The following is a 15242-nucleotide window of genomic DNA, read 5'->3' as shown; positions in this document are numbered from 1 at the left end:
CCTTCGATGCTGACGGCGGCTCTTCGCGCTATCGTCGCGCCATGTCGTCCGAAGGCGAGTCTCTCCGGCAAGGATATGCCCAGGGTTCGATGCGCTGGTTTCTCGAGGAGCGCCCGCTGAGCGGCGGAGACATCGTGCAGCTCTGCTGCTCGGGTGGCTGGTTGACGGGACGCTTCGAGTGGGACGCCGGGGGCGGTCCCCCATCGCTCCACTTCTCGATCGAGCTGGGGGGCGGGCGCGTGGCCGAGCAGGTCATCGAGCTGCCGGAAGGCGCTCTTCTGCGGCGCTACGTGCCCTGAAGCGGCCGGCGCCCGCGAAGAAACCGGCCGAAGCTGGCACGAGGAAGAAATCTTTCCTCGCCGCGTAGAACCATCGCGGAGGTCACTTTCGATGAATTCGACGCTCGCTCGCACTCTCTCGGCTGCCGCACTGGTGTCGTCGTTCGCTCTCGGCGCGTTCGTCCTCGGCGGCTGCTCGCTCCTGCCGGGCCCCTTGGGCAACCTCAATGCGCGAGCCGGCGAAAACCCGCTCAAGGGACAGCCGCTCGCGTGGTCCGACAAGCCGGCGAGCGTGCCGTTCGAAGGCGAGCGAGCCTGCACCACGTGGCCCATCCAGGACGAGCTCACGGTTACGGCGACCAACGAGCAGATCTGCGTGAAGGGCAAGACGTACAAGCTACTCGGCAACGCCTTCGGCTCGCCGGGCAAGCGAAGCTTCAGCGCTCAGTCGGACGGCAGCGGCGAGAGCGGTCTCCTCGCGGGCATGACGACCAGCATCGAGTCGTCCGAACCGCACAAGGTGGGGCACTGCACGAGCAACAACCAGGGACTCGAGGTCTGGGAGCAGGTCATCGACAGCTGCGTGCCGAACAAGGACACCAGCGGCAAGCCGGCACTCACCATGAGCTCCACGTTCCTCCAGGTCGGCGACGCGCGATGGAAGTTCCGCGTGCCCGAGGGAACGACGGCGACGACGTCAGCCCCGGCCGCGCCCGCGGCGAAGGCGAGCGGTAAGTAGAGGCTCTCTAGTTCTTCGATGACGGGCACAACGTGCGAGCCGCGTTTCCGAGAACGCGGCCGCATCGCTCGTTGCCCGCAAACCCGCGTCGCTTGCACTCGTCGACCGCCCAGAGCGCCGAGTCGACGACCTTGTCCGTGGCCGGAAACTTCTCGCAGAGCCCCGGCGTGGGCTTCGCATGCTGGCTGCACGCGGAGATGAAGACGTTGACGTTCGCCTCGCAGAGAATGCCGACGCAGGCCGATGCGCGACGCACGCCTTCGTCGACGCAGCCGCTCTGATCGGTCTGCTGCGCGAACGTCTCGGCTTCGCGCCGCGTCTCGTCGGCTTTCGCGAGAAGGCGCTCCTTGTTGGAGTTGAGCCACATGACCGCGCCGGCGATGATGAAACCGAGCAGGAGTAGAAAGCCTCCGACCACGTAGAGGAGAACCTTCCACCAGGGACGCGGCTGCTTCGGAGCATTCATTGTTCTTCGACCGGTCGATCTCGAGCCTGACGCGAATTTACGCGGAATACGCTCGCATGTCCCACGTCGATTTCACGCGCACGCAGACGAGGGGCCGGACGGTGAGCCCATGACGCCGGTGGCTCGTTTCGATTACCATCGGTGGCAATGCGCGTTCGTACCGCCGCCCTTCTCCTTTCGATGCTTACCGCTTGCGTGGGAGACGACCCGCCGCCCGCCCCCGGCGTGGTCAACGGCGGCAACGACGCAGGAGTCGACTCGTCGACGAACCCGGGCGGTGGCAACGCCACGCTCACGATCGATCCCCTGAACGTCACGTTCCCGGTCACCGCCCCGGGCGACACGTCCGAGGAACGGGACCTCGTGGTGACGAACAAAGGAACCGCGGCGGCGCCGGCGCTCGAGAAGGCAACCGTGACGGGAGCGAACGCCTCGTCGTTCCAGATCGCCTCCGACGGGTGCGTCGGCAAGGCACTCGCGGCCGGCGAGAGTTGCACTGCGCGCCTCGCGTTCAAGCCGGCCGCCGAAGGCGCGGCGACCGCAACGCTGACGATCGGCACGCTCTCGGCGCAGCTCGCGGGCGACAGCTCCGTCTTCACGCCCGAGACCACGAGCGACGGCGTAGCCAACAGCTTGCGCGCCGTTCACGTGAAGGATTCGACGCACGTCTATGCCGTCGGCGATAGCGGCCGCGTCATCGTCTCCAACGGCAACGGCTGGACCGCACAAGCCGCCCCCGCCGGGAGCAACGAGCTGCGCTCGGTCTATGCGTCCTCCGGAGGCTACGTCTACGTGGGCGGCGCAGGCCCCACGCTCATCGTGCAGAAACCGTCGTCGACGGGCTTCGACACCGTCGCTGTCCCCGCGGGAGGGCCGAGCGCCATCAATGCGCTGTGGGCTACGCCCGCCGGCGCGCAGCAGAAGAACGTCTTCGCGCTCGGCGAAGGCGGCAAGTGGCTCTCGCTCGACGAAGGCGCCGCGCCGAATCTTCCTCAGAGCTATCCGGTCGGAACCGCGGTCTTCGGAGCCTCTGGCAACCACAACGCTGCCGGCGGCGGAAGCATCGGTCTGTGCGCCGCTGGCGCCAACGCCACGCTCGCTTACTATTCATCGAGTAATGGCGGATTCGGCGGCAGTGCCACCACGCTCACCCCCGCGAGCAGGACGTTCACGGGCGTTTGGACGGACGGCCCGAACGTCGTCGTCGTCGCATCGGATGGCTCGATTTCCCGAGGGACGGGCTGCGGCTCCGGCCTCGCCGTCGAGTACACCGGAACGCCCGCACTCGCTGGCATCTGGGGAACCTCGACGAAGGATCTGTGGGCGGTCGGCAGCGGCGGCACCATCCTTCACTCGAGCGCGCCCGGCGCTTGGACCGCCGTGGCCAGCGGCACGACGAAAGATCTTCGCGCCATCCACGGCTCGAGCGGCTCGAACCTCTACGCCGTCGGCGACGGGATCATCCTGCACAAGAAGAAGTAGGGCGATCCGGGGGGTCGGGGGTCGAAGCGCCGCAAATCCAGGCGCTTACGAATTCGTCGGCCCTAGTGAAATTTCGCGGCGGGCTGGGACGACGGTCTGGGCATGAACACGTCGCTCCCCGTCGTCCAGTCCTCGGTCTCGCACAACGAACGCGTTGCTGCTGCCGTCGCGCATGCAGGAACGTGCGTGGCGTGGTTCTTGGCGCCGCTGCTCGTGTGGTTCGCCGAGAAGGATCACTCGCCGTTCGTGGAGCATCAAGCGATGCAGGCGCTGCTCTGGTCGGCGCTCGGAACGCTGGTGAGCCTTGCCACGTGCGGCCTGGCGATTCCGGTCTTCCTCGGTTTCCACGTCTACGCGGCTATCCGCGTGCTCAGCGGTGATGACTACGAGTATCCCCTCGTGAGCGAGCTCGCGCGACGCCTGAGCAAGCGGTGAAGCGCGGGGGCGGCACGAGCAGAGCCCTCGTTCGTGGCGCGCGCCTTGCTCGATGCGTTCGCGTCCACGACCACGCACGCAGGCACGCGCGCACGAAGGAGAGCGCTCCCATGGCCGCTGAATCACGCCCGCCCTTCCCTTCTTTCTCGCTCCAAAGAGCCATTCAGAGAGCTCGGCTCGGCTACGGCCTCGACCGTCGGAGGCGCAGTTGCGCCGAGCTCCTCCTCGACCGCAAGTGGAAGCGCGAGCTCGACGATCGGCCCGATCACCCGAGCCGCAGCGCTCTCGGTCGTTGAGGGCGCCATGTCGACCAAGGCCGCCGTGGTCTCCGAGCTGGGCGAACACGATCTCCTCGTCCCGAGTCTCGTTCATGGCGCTCTCGCAGCGAACGAGCGCGCGAAGTTCTTCTTCTCGCTGATTCAGCTCGCCAAGAGTCACGCCGACACCGCCGAAGAGTTCGTCCCCGATCTTCGTTCCGATCGGGAGCTTGCCGGGATCGACGACCCGCGCTTCGACGACGTCATCGCGCACGCTCGTCGCGATCGCGCCGACGACTATCGTGTTCCTCTCGCGAAGACCATCGTCGACGCCGCCTTCCACGACACCGAATCCATGCTGGCGCCGCTGCGTGCAGCCTCGCCGTCACGCGTCGACGAGGTCGAAGTTCGCTCGTTCGACGAACGACTCGAAGCGCTGCGAGACCGGTGCGAGCTCCGAACGGAGAGCACGCTCACGGGCGACGAGGTCGAAGCACTGACGTCGTCCGATCGAGCGCACGCAGACAGCCTTCACTTGCTCGTGCTCGACCTGCACAAGGCCGTCGACAAGCTCGAAGCGTCTCTCGCGACGGAAGACATCGACGGCGCCAAGGTCCATGGACTCCACGAGCGCGATCGCGTGCTCGTCGGCGCGTTCATGCGTGGCATCCACGAAACCGAGGCCGTCAAATTCGGTCATCCCGGTCTGGGTACGATGGCGACGCGCCGCGGACAGACGCTCGTCCTCGAGAACGACCTCGGCGAAACGGCCGCGCACGTGGTCGTCATCCACGTAGACGGACTCCGTGTGGCCATCACGAGCACCGACGTCCACTTGCAAAGACTCGAGTTCCTCGAGCGCTTGCTTGCGCGCTTCCCGATGCATTGGGACGACGTCGCTTCGCGGTCGGCGCGTACCATCCCCCACGCGGAGGTCTTCTTCCAGCACACCGGGATCTACGAGGCGCCGAGCTCCGAGGAGCTCGAACGCTTCCTCACGTTTCTGGGCTCCCGACTCGTCTATCTGATCGATTGGAATCGCGCGAGAAAAGCCATTCGCTCGTTCGTATCGAAGGCCGCGACCATCGAGATCCTCGACCGCGCGGCCTCGGAGGGCTGGGGCCATCGAGGACTTCTCGAGGCCGGCGGCAAGCCATGGGTGTTCGACATCGTGGGTGACGTCGTGCGAATCCCGCTTCGCTTCGGAGAGCGACTCGACGACATCCTCGGCGCGGAGCAGGCGGCGGAGTTCTTGCGAACGACGCTGCGGACGTGCTCCGAAGGCCTGCACGCGTGGCGTCCGCCGTCGAGTCTCCGTGCGGAGCTCGGCGCCGAGCTCGCCCGCCTGGTTCGCTCGCGTGGCGAGCGGCTACTCGAACCGGTCACGGACCATGCGCGACTCGTGCTGACGCTCGCCCGCACGGTCCACGAACTGCTCGGCCGCAACTCTCCTGTGCCGGATGCCCGCGCCGCCGACGCCGTGCGCGCCGCCAAGGACGTCGAGCACCGAGCCGACGCCCTCGTGATGGACGTTCGAAGCGTGGTCGAGCGAATCCCCAGCGAGGAGCGGTGTCTCCGCCTCATCGAGCACGCCGACGACGCCGCGGACGCGCTGGAAGAAGCCGTCTTTCGTTGGTCGCTTCTCCCCGCGACGACGGGCGAGCTCGCTGCGGAGACCCGAGGGACGAGCCTCGTGGAGCTCGCCGATCTCGTCGTGGCCGCCGCCGAGGGGTGGCTCGCCTGTGTGACCACGGCCCAACACGCGAGCCCCGACGGCCGCACCTTCGAAGTGCGTGGCGTCGTCGATGCCGTCGACGGCATCCTGGTGCTCGAGCGTCGGATGGACGAGGCGGAGCGACGAGCCACGACACGACTCGCCGCCGACGCGCGCGCGACCGGAAAGTTCTTCGCCCTCGTCTCACGAGTCACGGCGGAGCTCGAACGCGCCGTCGACTCCCTCATGCGCGCTTCTCTCGTGCTCCGCGATCGCGTCGTGACGAGCATGGCTTGACGCGCAGACTCGCGCGCCGCGTTCGTACGATCCGCTTCTAGGGCTCGCAGCTCTCGGCGGGCGAGACGGGGCGCCAGCGATTGGCGCGGCAGTAGTAAACGGCATTCGTAGCAATCGGGCCAGGGACGACGCAGTTGTCGGGGTGTCCGCCCTTCGCCGGCGACGCCATCAACTCGCCACCACACTTGCGCGCGTCTTCACCCGCGTAGCAATTGCAGATGACGGGCTTTTGAGTGGCAACCCGATGATCGTTCGCCCATTTGCCCTGGCGCTCCGCGTCAGGGGCGAACTTCCCCCACGACGGCGCGAGGAAGTTCGCCACCCACGCCCAGCGATCTTCGACGTCGGTGAGGTCGTGCGACAGCCCTCGGTCCTTACCGAAGAAGTTGCAGTCGAGCGGAAAGCTGTTCGTGTAACAGAGGTAGGCAGTCGGCCCGAGGAGCGTGACGGACTTCTTGTACGGGACGTAGAGAACGTCTTGCAGGAAGTAGTACTGCTCGAAGCGCGCGAAATCGACGAACGCTCCTTGCCAATCGCCAGCCTCGATGGCTTTTGCCCAATCGATCTTGAGTCGATTCGCCTCGGGCTTGCCTTCCGCGTAGAAGAGCTGGCCGCTGTCCTGCAGATATTGGATTTCGTCGATTCCGCCCTCGGCATGCGCGAGGAATAGCGGCATCGCGTCTTGGTAGAGGCGCAGGTTTCCGAGCGCGAAGGAGTCGTGAATCTCGCGCACGACCGCCTCCGATTGCGCGCTGAGCAACGTCGTCAGCGGGACGGTCTGAGCCTCCGACGCCGACTCGCCGGGCAGCGCGGGATGGTTCAGGCCGATCAGCGTGCCCGTCGCCTTGAGAACGAGGCCGACCTCCATCGAGGTGTGCTGCGCGAGACCCGCCCAGCGATAGGCGTTCGGGTTGCTCTTGTAGAGCTGCCCATACGCGGACGTGATGAGCGCGTTCCTCGCGACGACGTCTCGAGGCGCCGCCGACGGATCATCGGAGTGACCGATGATGCGGTTGGCCATCTGCTCGTAGTACGCGAGCGGGCGGTGCGCCGGCCGCGTGAGCGCGTCATTCGAGCTCTCGCTGTCCGCGGGCTCCGCTCCCGAACAACCGACCGACAGGCAGCCTGCCAAGGCGAGCAAGGTGCCACCGAACCACCGAAGAAGATCTTGTCGATTCGCTCTCACGCGTGTCGCCGAAGCAGAACTCGTACCATGTAGGCGCGCTCCGTCGCTGAGCGCGCCGAACTCCGTCTTTGTCGGACGATCGTGGAACGAGGCGAGGGCGATGCGAGCGGTCATGGCAGAGGTCCGACGCCGAATGCGCGGTCACCTCCCCGGATCAACTTTCCTCCGGACAGCGCGGAAGAAGCGGATCGTTCCGTTCCAATCTCACTCTCGGAATCAGGACCGCCCACGGCTCTCGAGTTTCACGAGCTCGTGGATGTTTCCTCGTACAGGCGCAGCCGGCGCGGCGTTGGCGCGGACGGGGCAGAGCCGCGCATGGACGCCGTGTTGCGCGTTCAGGATGTTCGCGCGCACCCGTCGATCGATGGGCCCAGCGTCGACCGTGCGCGGATGGAACCGCTGCAGGATCATCGCGAGCATCAGGCGGACAGACTGACTTGCGAAGAGCGCACCGGCGCACATGCGCGGACCGGCGCCGAACGGGAAGTAGGCGTAGGTCGACGGCTCGATCTCTTTCCATCGATCGGGAAGAAATCGGTCGGGGTCGGGATAGAGCGAAGCGTCGTGGTGGGTTGCGAGCGGGCTCACCACGAGATTCGCCCCTTTCGGGATGGCCTTGCCTCCCAGCATCGTGTCCCGCGTCGCCGACCGAAGAAACAGAATCGGCGCGGCCGGCAGCACGCGGAGCGTCTCCTTCACCACGCGATCGAGCAGCCGCAACTTCGGGAGATCGGCCGGGCTCGGATCGCGCTCCCCCAGAACGTCCGAGAGCTCGGCAGCGAGGGCCTCGAGAACACGCGGATGTTGATCGAGCAGCAGGAGGCACCACGTGAGCGCCATCGAGGATGTTTCGCTCCCGGCGATGAAGAGCTCGACGGCGAGCGCGACGATCTCGTCTGCCGTGAGGCCGTTGCCATGCTCGTCGCGCGCGTCGAGGAGCAGGCCCATGGCATCGCGACGTTGTCCGCCGCTCTGACGCTTCGATTCGACGAGCGCGAGCATGCGCGAGGCGAGGTCCTCGCCGATCTGGACCCCGCGGCGGTAGGGCGTCCCGGGTAGGTCGAATGGGAACAGAATGTTTGCCGGCGACGTCACGAGCCGGACGAACTCGGCCATGGTCTGGCCGAGGACGCTCGCGCCTCGCTTCACGTCGACGCCGTAGAAACATTGGACAGCGATGCAGAGCGACAGCTCGCGACAGAGCCCGTCGAGTGACACGACCTCGCCTCGCGGCCAAGCGCCCACGAGACTTCGAGTGAGCGTCACGATCTCCTCGGCGTAGCCGTCGAGCGCCGACCGATGGAACGCGGGCATCATGAGGCGCCGTCTTCGCCGGTGGTCGGCACCATTGCTGGTGACGACCATGGCGCGCATCTTCTCGCGTGCGCTTCCGTCAGGACCGGTGAAGAAGTCCTCCGGGTTATGGAAGGTGTCCGGATCCGAGAGGACTTCGCGGTTCCGCTCGGGTCCGAAGACGCAGACGATGGCGGGATTACGATCGACGACGGCGACCACGTCGCCCATTCTTCGAAGCGCGAGGACAACGCCGACGGGATCATCCAAGAAGGAGATGAAGCGTCGCGCGGTTCCCACCAGCGGAAGCGCGCGTGGTCCCCGAATATCGACGCTCGCGAAGCCGTGAAGCCGCAGCATCGTCACTACCTATTCGAGTCAATCCCCCTTTCAACCGTCGATAGGGATAATTCAATAATGTGTATTGCCGCAGCGACAACGATCCGCATTCAATATTGTCGCTCTGGCGAAACATCGAGAGTGACCGGAAGCGCCCGCCCCGCCCTTGCGGCTACGTCGTCTTGATGAGGCCGCCATCGATAACGAAGTTCGACCCCGTCACGTTCGCCGTTCGGTTCGAGGCGAGCATCACCACGAGAGTCGCGACCTCTTCCGGCTTCGTCATGCGACCGGTGGCGAGGCCTCCGATGCTCTCGAGCACCTTCTTCTTGGCGGTGTCGGCATCGGTCCCCATCGCTCGCGCAACCGTATGGGCGACACCATTCTCGCCGAGCCACAGGTCGGTCTCGACGGGCCCCGGCGAAACGTCGTTGATGCGAATTCCCTTCGGCCCGAACTCCTGCGAGAGCGTCTTGGTGAGATTCACCAGGGCAGCCTTGGCGGCGCCATAGTCGATCGTCCCCGCGTCGGGCTGGAAGAACGCATTCACCGAGGCGACGTTCACGATCGTGCCGCCGCCTTTCGGCAGCATCGCGGTGATCGCGGCGCGCGTCGCACGCAGTGCCGAGAAGAAGTTCATCTGCAGCGCCCACTGGAACTCCTCGTCGCTCGTAGCGAGGAGGCCGCCGAGTCGAATGCGCACGCCGCCCACGTTGTTCACCAGAACGTCGATGCGACCGTGCTCGTCGAGCGCACGCTGAACGAGACGACCAGGCCCTTCGGGCGAGGCGAGATCGACGGCAACGGGAAGCACGCGATCGAGCGACTTCAGGCTATCGACGGTCCGCGCGCCCGCCACCACCCGCGCCCCTTCGGCGGCGAACGCCTGCGTGATCGCGAGGCCAATCCCCTTGCTTGCACCAGTCACGACAACGACTTTGTTTTCGAGTTCGAGGTCCATGCGGATTCCTGGAGCACGGCTCGTGCCGATCAAAAAGAGCCGGCAAAATGCGTGCTCCGTCGCGTTTTCGAACAGTCGAGGAGCTAAGGTGTTCGAAACTTCGGCAGCCCGACTTCGACGTCAGCCATGGCCCAGAACATCTACGACCAGGACGACTTCTTCGCCGCATACGGCAAACTCGACCGATCCCTCCGCGGGCTTCAGGGTGCGCCCGAATGGCCGGCGCTCCGCGCGCTCGTCCCCGACCTTCAGCACAAGCGCGTGGTGGACCTCGGCTGCGGCTTCGGATGGTTCTGCCGGTGGGCCGCCGACCAAGGCGCCGCGCACGTACTCGGCCTCGACCTCTCGGAGAACATGCTTGCCCGCGCCCACGCGTCGACGAGCGAGCCTGGGATCACCTACGAACGTGCGGACCTCGAGGCGTTCACGCTGCCGGAGTCGGCGTTCGACGTCGTCTACAGCTCCCTCACGATCCACTACCTCGCGAACCTCGAGGCGCTCTTCGCCAAAGCGCATCGCGCGCTCGTCGAGGGCGGCACCTTCGTGTTCTCTGTCGAGCATCCGCTCTTCACGGCGCCTAGCGAGCCGAGCTGGCTCACGGACGAAGGGGGGCGCACCGTGTGGCCTCTCGACGACTACCTCGCCGAAGGGCCGCGCGTGACGAACTGGCTGGCGCCAGGTGTCGTCAAGCAACACCACACGATCGCCACGTACGTCAATTCGCTGCTCCGCGTCGGCTTCGCGCTCGTTCATCTCGAGGAGTGGGCGCCAACCGATGCTCAGATCGAGGAGCATCCGGACTGGGCCGTCGAGCGTCATCGACCGCCCTTCATGCTCGTCTGCGCACGCCGGCCATGAGCGCCGCGTATCCATCGATTCGAGGCATTCATGGCCAACGTCGATCGCCCCTTCGAAGCCGTCTGGAAGATCGTGAAGAAGATCCCTCGCGGGCGGGTGGCCACGTACGGGCAGATCTCCCAGCTGATCGGTCGTCGACTCACCCCCGTCGGCGTCGGTTGGGCGATTCGCGCGGCGGGAGACGACCGCATTCCATGGCAGCGCGTGGTCAACGCCTCGGGAGGCATCTCGACCGACGACCAGCATCCGGGCCTGCAGCGAGCGATGTTGGAAGCCGAAGGGGTTCGCTTCGAACGCGACGGCCGGATCGATCTCGCGCGCTACGGGTGGAAGCCTCGGCTGCGCTAACGAACTCTCGCGTCTCTTCGAGGGCTCATCGTCGCGCCCCATCGCCGAGAGCTGACAGGGCCGGCGGCGCGGGCGTAGGATGCCCACATGAGCACCACCGCCGAGTTGCAAGCCAAGCACGCCAAGTACGTCCTCACGCCCTGGGTTGCGCAGGGAGGCCTCTCGGCACCGGTCATCGTCCGCGGCGACGGGCGCTACGTCTTCGACAGCGACGGCAACAAGTACCTCGACCTCGGAAGCGGGCTCATCGCGGTCAACCTCGGGCACAACCACCCCAAGGTCGTTCGCGCGATCCAAGAGCAGGCGCAGACGCTCGCCTACGCCGCGCCGAGTCTCTTCAACGACAAGCGCGCCGAGCTCGCCGAAGAGCTCGTCTCGATCTCCCCCTGGAAGACCGAAGGTGCGCGTACGTTCTTCACCACCACGGGCGCCGAGTCGAACGACGACGCCGTCCGCATCGCGCGCGCCATCACGGGCCGCCAGAAGATCCTGACCGCCTATCGCTCGTTCCACGGCTCGACCGGCACGGCCATCGCGCTCACCGGCGAAGATCGCCGCTGGCACGGTGAGCCGGGCGGCCCCGGCATCATGCGCTTCTGGGCTCCCTATCCGTATCGCTCGCCCTTCTACGCGAGCACGCCCGAAGAAGAGACGTCGCGCGCCATCGAGAACCTCGAGCGCGTCCTCATGCACGAGGATCCGCGACGCGTGGCGGCGATCCTCATCGAGCCCGTCGTCGGCTCGAACGGCGTCATCGTCTACCCGGACGGCTATCTCCCGGCGCTCCGCGCGCTCACCGAGAAGCACGGCATTCTTCTCATCTGCGACGAGGTCATGACGGGCTTCGGGCGCACGGGCTCGGCGTTCGGCTCGACGCGGTTCGACGTCGTCCCGGACATGATCACGTTCGCCAAGGGCGTCACCTCGGCCTACCTACCCCTCGGCGGCGTCATGATCCGTGAGTCGCTCGCGAAGACGTTCGACGCGCGCGCCCTCCCGTCCGGTCACACGTACTCCGGCCACCCCATGTGCGTCGCTGCGGGCCTCGCCGCCGTGCGTGCGTACAAGGAAGAGAAGCTCTTCGATCGGGCGCGCGAGGTCGAAGGTTGGCTTCGCAGCGGGCTCACCGCGCTCGCCGAGAAGCATCGCATCGTCGGCGACGTTCGTGGAGTCGGCGCGTTCTTCGCGCTCGAAATGGTCAAGGACCGCGCGACCAAGGAGCCGCTCGTTCCGTGGCACGGTGAAGGTGGCCTCGGCGTGATGAAGACGTTCTACGCCGAGCTCCGCAAGCGCGGCGTCTACACGTTCGGCAAGTTCAACGTCGCGATGATCGCGCCGCCGCTCACCGTGACGAAAGACGAGCTCGACGCCGGTCTGGGGGCCGTCGACGCCGCGCTCTCCGCGCTCGAATCGACGCTCTAAGAGCTGCGCGCTAGGGACCTGAACCGCCAGTTGCAGACGCGGTCAGGTCCCGCGGGCTCCCGCGGCTCTCAGCCGTTCGAGGGTGCCGAAGACGGCAGCACCAATCGGAAGAGCGTTCCTCGTTCGGGCCCCGGCTCCGCCGAGATCGTGCCGCCCATCGAGGTCACGATACCGTGGCAGATCGAGAGGCCGAGGCCCGTGCCGAGCCCCTCTTTCGTGGTGAAGAACGGCTCGAAAATACGATCGAAGTCCTCCGGCGGAACACCGATTCCCGTGTCCAGGATTTCGACCAACACCCGATCGCGATGGTGCGCGGCGACGACGAGGCGCACCTCGTTGTCGTCGACGTTCCCGGCGGGAATCGCCTGGGCTGCATTGAGGAGCAGATTCGAAAAGACCTGCCCGAGCCGAGACTCGATTCCCCAGACGAAGACGCGGTCGCGGTATTCCTTCACGATGCGGGCGCGTGAACGCAGCTCGTGCTCCGCCATGTTCGCGCAAACGTCGAGGATGTGTTGCACGTCCACGGACACGAAGCCGCCCGCATCGCCGCGCGCAAGCGTCTTGAGGTCGTGGACGATGTCGCGCATGCGAAGCGCGCCCTCTTTGACCATCTCCACGTACGAGGAGAAGCGCGCGACAACGCTCGCGGACATGGTCGCTCCGCGTGCGAGCTCGCGCTCCATTAAGGTCACGTTGCCGAGCACGTACGCGAGCGGGTTGTTCAACTCGTGGCCGACGGATCCCGCGAGACGGCCGAGCGAGGCCAAGCGGTCATTCGTCACGAGCTGCGCTTCGACCTGCTTGCGAACCGTGATGTCGCGCGCGATGGCGAGCACGGCGGGCTCGCCGTCGAAGTTGGTCGTGAGAGCCAGAATCTCGGCAACGAAGGCCGTCCCATCGCGACGGATCAGACGCTCCTCGAGCAAAGGCGTGGGCCCGCCTTCCTCGAGCGTCTGCGTGATGCGCGCACCGACGCGTTCGCGCATGTCCGGGTGGACGAGTTCGAGAACGTGCGTCTCGGTCACGTCGTCGTCGGGCCCGTAGCCGAACATGCGGCGGCCGGAGGGGCTCAGGTAGAGGAGCTGGCTGCCGCGATGGACGATGACGCCGTCGGGCATGCTCTCGATGAGGGCGCGAAAGCTGGCCTCTGTGCTCTGAAGCGCATGCTCGGTGCGAATGCGCCGTTCGCTCTCGCGGACCACGTCCTCGAGCTCGGCGAGAGCCTCGGTTTCGCCCTCCCGTTCGAGCAACCTGGCGATGGTCGAGAGCGCCTCACCGCGCGCCCTGCGTCGCTCGTTCATCGCCGCTTCGGCCTGGAGAAGATGGAGGATAGGAGCAACATGAACGCGCAGAAGCCCGCTCCCCCGCGAGCGACTGAGTGAGAATACCGTCTTCGCCGCGCCCGTGAAGCGACAACGCAGCGAAGCCGGTGGAAAGGCCGATGGCCGTGTAGATCAGCTGTCGACCGATCGTGTAGATCGTCTGTGCACCTTCCTGGACGCCGCGAACCCGAACCTCCATCTCGCCGCGGGTCGCACGAACCAGGTACTTTCGAAGGTCGTCCGGAAGTGTGACCGCACCGAGCGCCATGTCGCGAACGGTGTCCATCGCGACCTTCTGCCAGTCGCGATTGCCGAGGACGAAGTCCTGCAAGTACGGCTGGATGATGGCCATCGGATTCAGCTCGGGGTCGAGCATCGAGCAGCAGCCGTAGACGAGCAGAATGGTGCGCTCGAGGAGCACCCAGTCGCGCGGCACGTGGAAGACGCCCGACAGCTCCTTCAAGCCGACGTTCATCTTCCGCAGGTCGAGCAGGTTCTCGAAGCCGCGCTGCGGATCGATCTTGATGTCCTTCAGATTGAAGGACTCGAGCTTCACCTCTTCTTGGAAGCGGCGATGGAAGTACTCGATGATCTTCTCGCTGACGACCTCGTCGCTCGTGCGCGAGAGGAATCCCATCTTGCGAAGCGCCCGAATGAGCCGGTCGGTATCGCGACGGATGACACCTTCGAGGAACTCGGGGATGCCCTCGCGCATCGGCTGCGAGAGCTCGGCGACGGCGCCGAAGTCGAGCAGCACGAGATCGCCCGAGGAGTTGACCAGGATGTTCCCGGGGTGCGGATCGGCGTGATACACGCCGTCGACGAAGATCATCTGGCAGTAGACCCTGACCAGACGACTCGCGAGCTCCTTCTTGTCGATGCCCATCGCATCGAGGCCGGCGACGTCGGTGAGCTTCTTTCCCTCGACGTAGGTCGTGGTGAGAACGCGCTTGGTCGAGAGCTCGCGGACCGGCGTGGGGAAGATCACGCGCGGATCGTTCGCGAAGTTCTCCGAGATACGCTCGATGCTGTCGGCCTCCGCGGAGAAGTCGAGCTCCTGGCTCAGCAGGCCCTTGATCTGGTGGTAGTACGCGTCGAGGCCCTGCACCGGCACGAACCACTGCACGATGCTCATGATGCGGCGGATCGTTTTGAGGTCGAGCCGGACGATCTCGTCGATGTCCTGGTGCTGGACCTTCACGACCACACGCCGACGATCCTCGCCGTGCATGCGCGCTTCATGAACCTGCCCGAGCGACGCGCTTGCGATGGGCGTGCGCTGGAACTCGTCGAAGAGCTCGTCGATTGGCGCCCCTAGTTCCTCCTCGACACGCGGGGCGATCTCTTCGAAGGGACGAGGCGGCACCTGATCTTGGAGGCCCTCGAGCTCGGCCCGGAACTCCTCGGGGAGGAAGTTCGCCATGATCGAGAGCAGCTGGCCGACCTTGATGAAGAGGCCTTGCAGCTGGAGGATCGTCGCGTAGACGCGCCTCGCATTCCGCTGGTGAACGGCCGCGATGTTCTGATCGCGGTACGACTTCCCGAAGAGCTTGGCGCGCCAGAAAAGGAAGAGATAGCTGAAAATGACCTGGAAGGTCGTCGTGTACGCGCGGACGAACCGCCAACGGTTCTCGCTGCGCGCGCGGTAACGGATGTGCCTGACGCGCTCGCCGGTGCGCGAGAGTGAAGGACGCGCGGCGCCGCGCTCGGGACCCGGGCGCGGCGAGCGACGCCCACGCGCGGCCGGACCGCCCCCGGTGCCCCCTGTGACAGAGGCCGGGACCGAGTCTCCACGCGTGGAGGCATCCGGCTCGGACGCAGACATACGGCGGAGAAGCCTAG

General features: G+C 66.1%; 14 protein-coding genes. 8 read left to right on the top strand and 6 right to left on the bottom strand.

The genetic code is table 11. The features are described 5' to 3' along the window. Nucleotides 1–89 precede the first annotated feature (89 nt). The gene (locus AKJ09_RS28490; RefSeq protein WP_169927944.1) at nt 90–299 is read left to right on the top strand and encodes a hypothetical protein; all 210 of its coding nucleotides are present in this window, start codon (nt 90–92) and stop codon (nt 297–299) included. Between the two features lie 91 nt (nt 300–390). Next, on the top strand, nt 391–1017 hold the full coding sequence (locus AKJ09_RS28485) for a hypothetical protein (RefSeq protein WP_146651017.1): 627 nt from the start codon (nt 391–393) through the stop codon (nt 1015–1017). A 7-nt stretch (nt 1018–1024) separates the two neighbouring features. On the opposite strand, the gene AKJ09_RS28480 is transcribed toward AKJ09_RS28485, so the two are convergent. Further along, nucleotides 1025–1483: a hypothetical protein gene (locus AKJ09_RS28480; RefSeq protein WP_146651016.1), complete on the bottom strand. Its 459-nt coding sequence runs from the start codon at nt 1481–1483 to the stop codon at nt 1025–1027. 147 nt (nt 1484–1630) lie between these two features. Between AKJ09_RS28480 and AKJ09_RS28475 the strand changes: the two genes are divergently transcribed. The 3 genes from AKJ09_RS28475 (at nt 1631) to AKJ09_RS28465 (ending at nt 5668) form a co-directional block, all read left to right on the top strand. Beyond that, on the top strand, nt 1631–2965 hold the full coding sequence (locus AKJ09_RS28475; protein ID WP_146651015.1) for a choice-of-anchor D domain-containing protein: 1335 nt from the start codon (nt 1631–1633) through the stop codon (nt 2963–2965). Between the two features lie 102 nt (nt 2966–3067). Further along, nucleotides 3068–3400, top strand: coding sequence for a DUF4870 domain-containing protein (locus tag AKJ09_RS28470; RefSeq protein ID WP_146651014.1), 333 nt, complete (start codon nt 3068–3070; stop codon nt 3398–3400). A 303-nt stretch (nt 3401–3703) separates the two neighbouring features. Beyond that, entirely contained in the window at nt 3704–5668 is a 1965-nt protein-coding gene (locus AKJ09_RS28465; protein WP_146651013.1) for a hypothetical protein, read from the top strand. Nucleotides 5669–5705: 37 nt separating this feature from the next. On the opposite strand, the gene AKJ09_RS28460 is transcribed toward AKJ09_RS28465, so the two are convergent. The 3 genes from AKJ09_RS28460 to AKJ09_RS28450 form a co-directional block, all read right to left on the bottom strand. After that, a complete protein-coding gene (locus AKJ09_RS28460; RefSeq protein ID WP_146651012.1) occupies nt 5706–6854 on the bottom strand; it encodes a DUF2515 family protein in 1149 nt (382 codons plus the stop codon). Between the two features lie 216 nt (nt 6855–7070). After that, entirely contained in the window at nt 7071–8507 is a 1437-nt protein-coding gene (locus tag AKJ09_RS28455) for a cytochrome P450 (protein ID WP_146651011.1), read from the bottom strand. Between the two features lie 151 nt (nt 8508–8658). After that, nucleotides 8659–9447, bottom strand: coding sequence for an oxidoreductase (locus tag AKJ09_RS28450; RefSeq protein ID WP_146651010.1), 789 nt, complete (start codon nt 9445–9447; stop codon nt 8659–8661). Nucleotides 9448–9573: 126 nt separating this feature from the next. On the opposite strand from AKJ09_RS28450, the gene AKJ09_RS28445 reads away from it, so the two are divergent. The 3 genes from AKJ09_RS28445 (at nt 9574) to AKJ09_RS28435 (ending at nt 12075) form a co-directional block, all read left to right on the top strand. Then, nucleotides 9574–10305 (top strand): class I SAM-dependent methyltransferase, encoded by a 732-nt coding sequence (locus tag AKJ09_RS28445; protein ID WP_146651009.1) that lies wholly within the window; start codon nt 9574–9576, stop codon nt 10303–10305. A 30-nt stretch (nt 10306–10335) separates the two neighbouring features. Then, nucleotides 10336–10653, top strand: coding sequence for an MGMT family protein (locus AKJ09_RS28440; RefSeq protein ID WP_146651008.1), 318 nt, complete (start codon nt 10336–10338; stop codon nt 10651–10653). An 87-nt stretch (nt 10654–10740) separates the two neighbouring features. Next, entirely contained in the window at nt 10741–12075 is a 1335-nt protein-coding gene (locus tag AKJ09_RS28435) for an aminotransferase class III-fold pyridoxal phosphate-dependent enzyme (protein WP_146651007.1), read from the top strand. Nucleotides 12076–12143: 68 nt separating this feature from the next. Here the strand turns inward: AKJ09_RS28435 and AKJ09_RS28430 are convergent, their stop codons facing one another. After that, entirely contained in the window at nt 12144–13379 is a 1236-nt protein-coding gene (locus tag AKJ09_RS28430; protein ID WP_146651006.1) for a two-component system sensor histidine kinase NtrB, read from the bottom strand. Next, nucleotides 13351–15225, bottom strand: a complete 1875-nt coding sequence (locus AKJ09_RS28425) for an ABC1 kinase family protein (RefSeq protein WP_146651005.1) — start codon at nt 15223–15225, stop codon at nt 13351–13353. Before AKJ09_RS28425 ends, AKJ09_RS28430 begins: the two co-directional genes overlap by 29 nt. Between the last annotated feature and the right edge of the window lie 17 nt (nt 15226–15242).

The organism is Labilithrix luteola (assembly GCF_001263205.1).
Classification (GTDB): Bacteria; Myxococcota_A; Polyangia; order Polyangiales; family Polyangiaceae; genus Labilithrix; species Labilithrix luteola.
The sequence above is the reverse complement of the archived record's forward strand: the minus strand, read 5'-3'. Positions and strand labels throughout refer to the sequence as shown.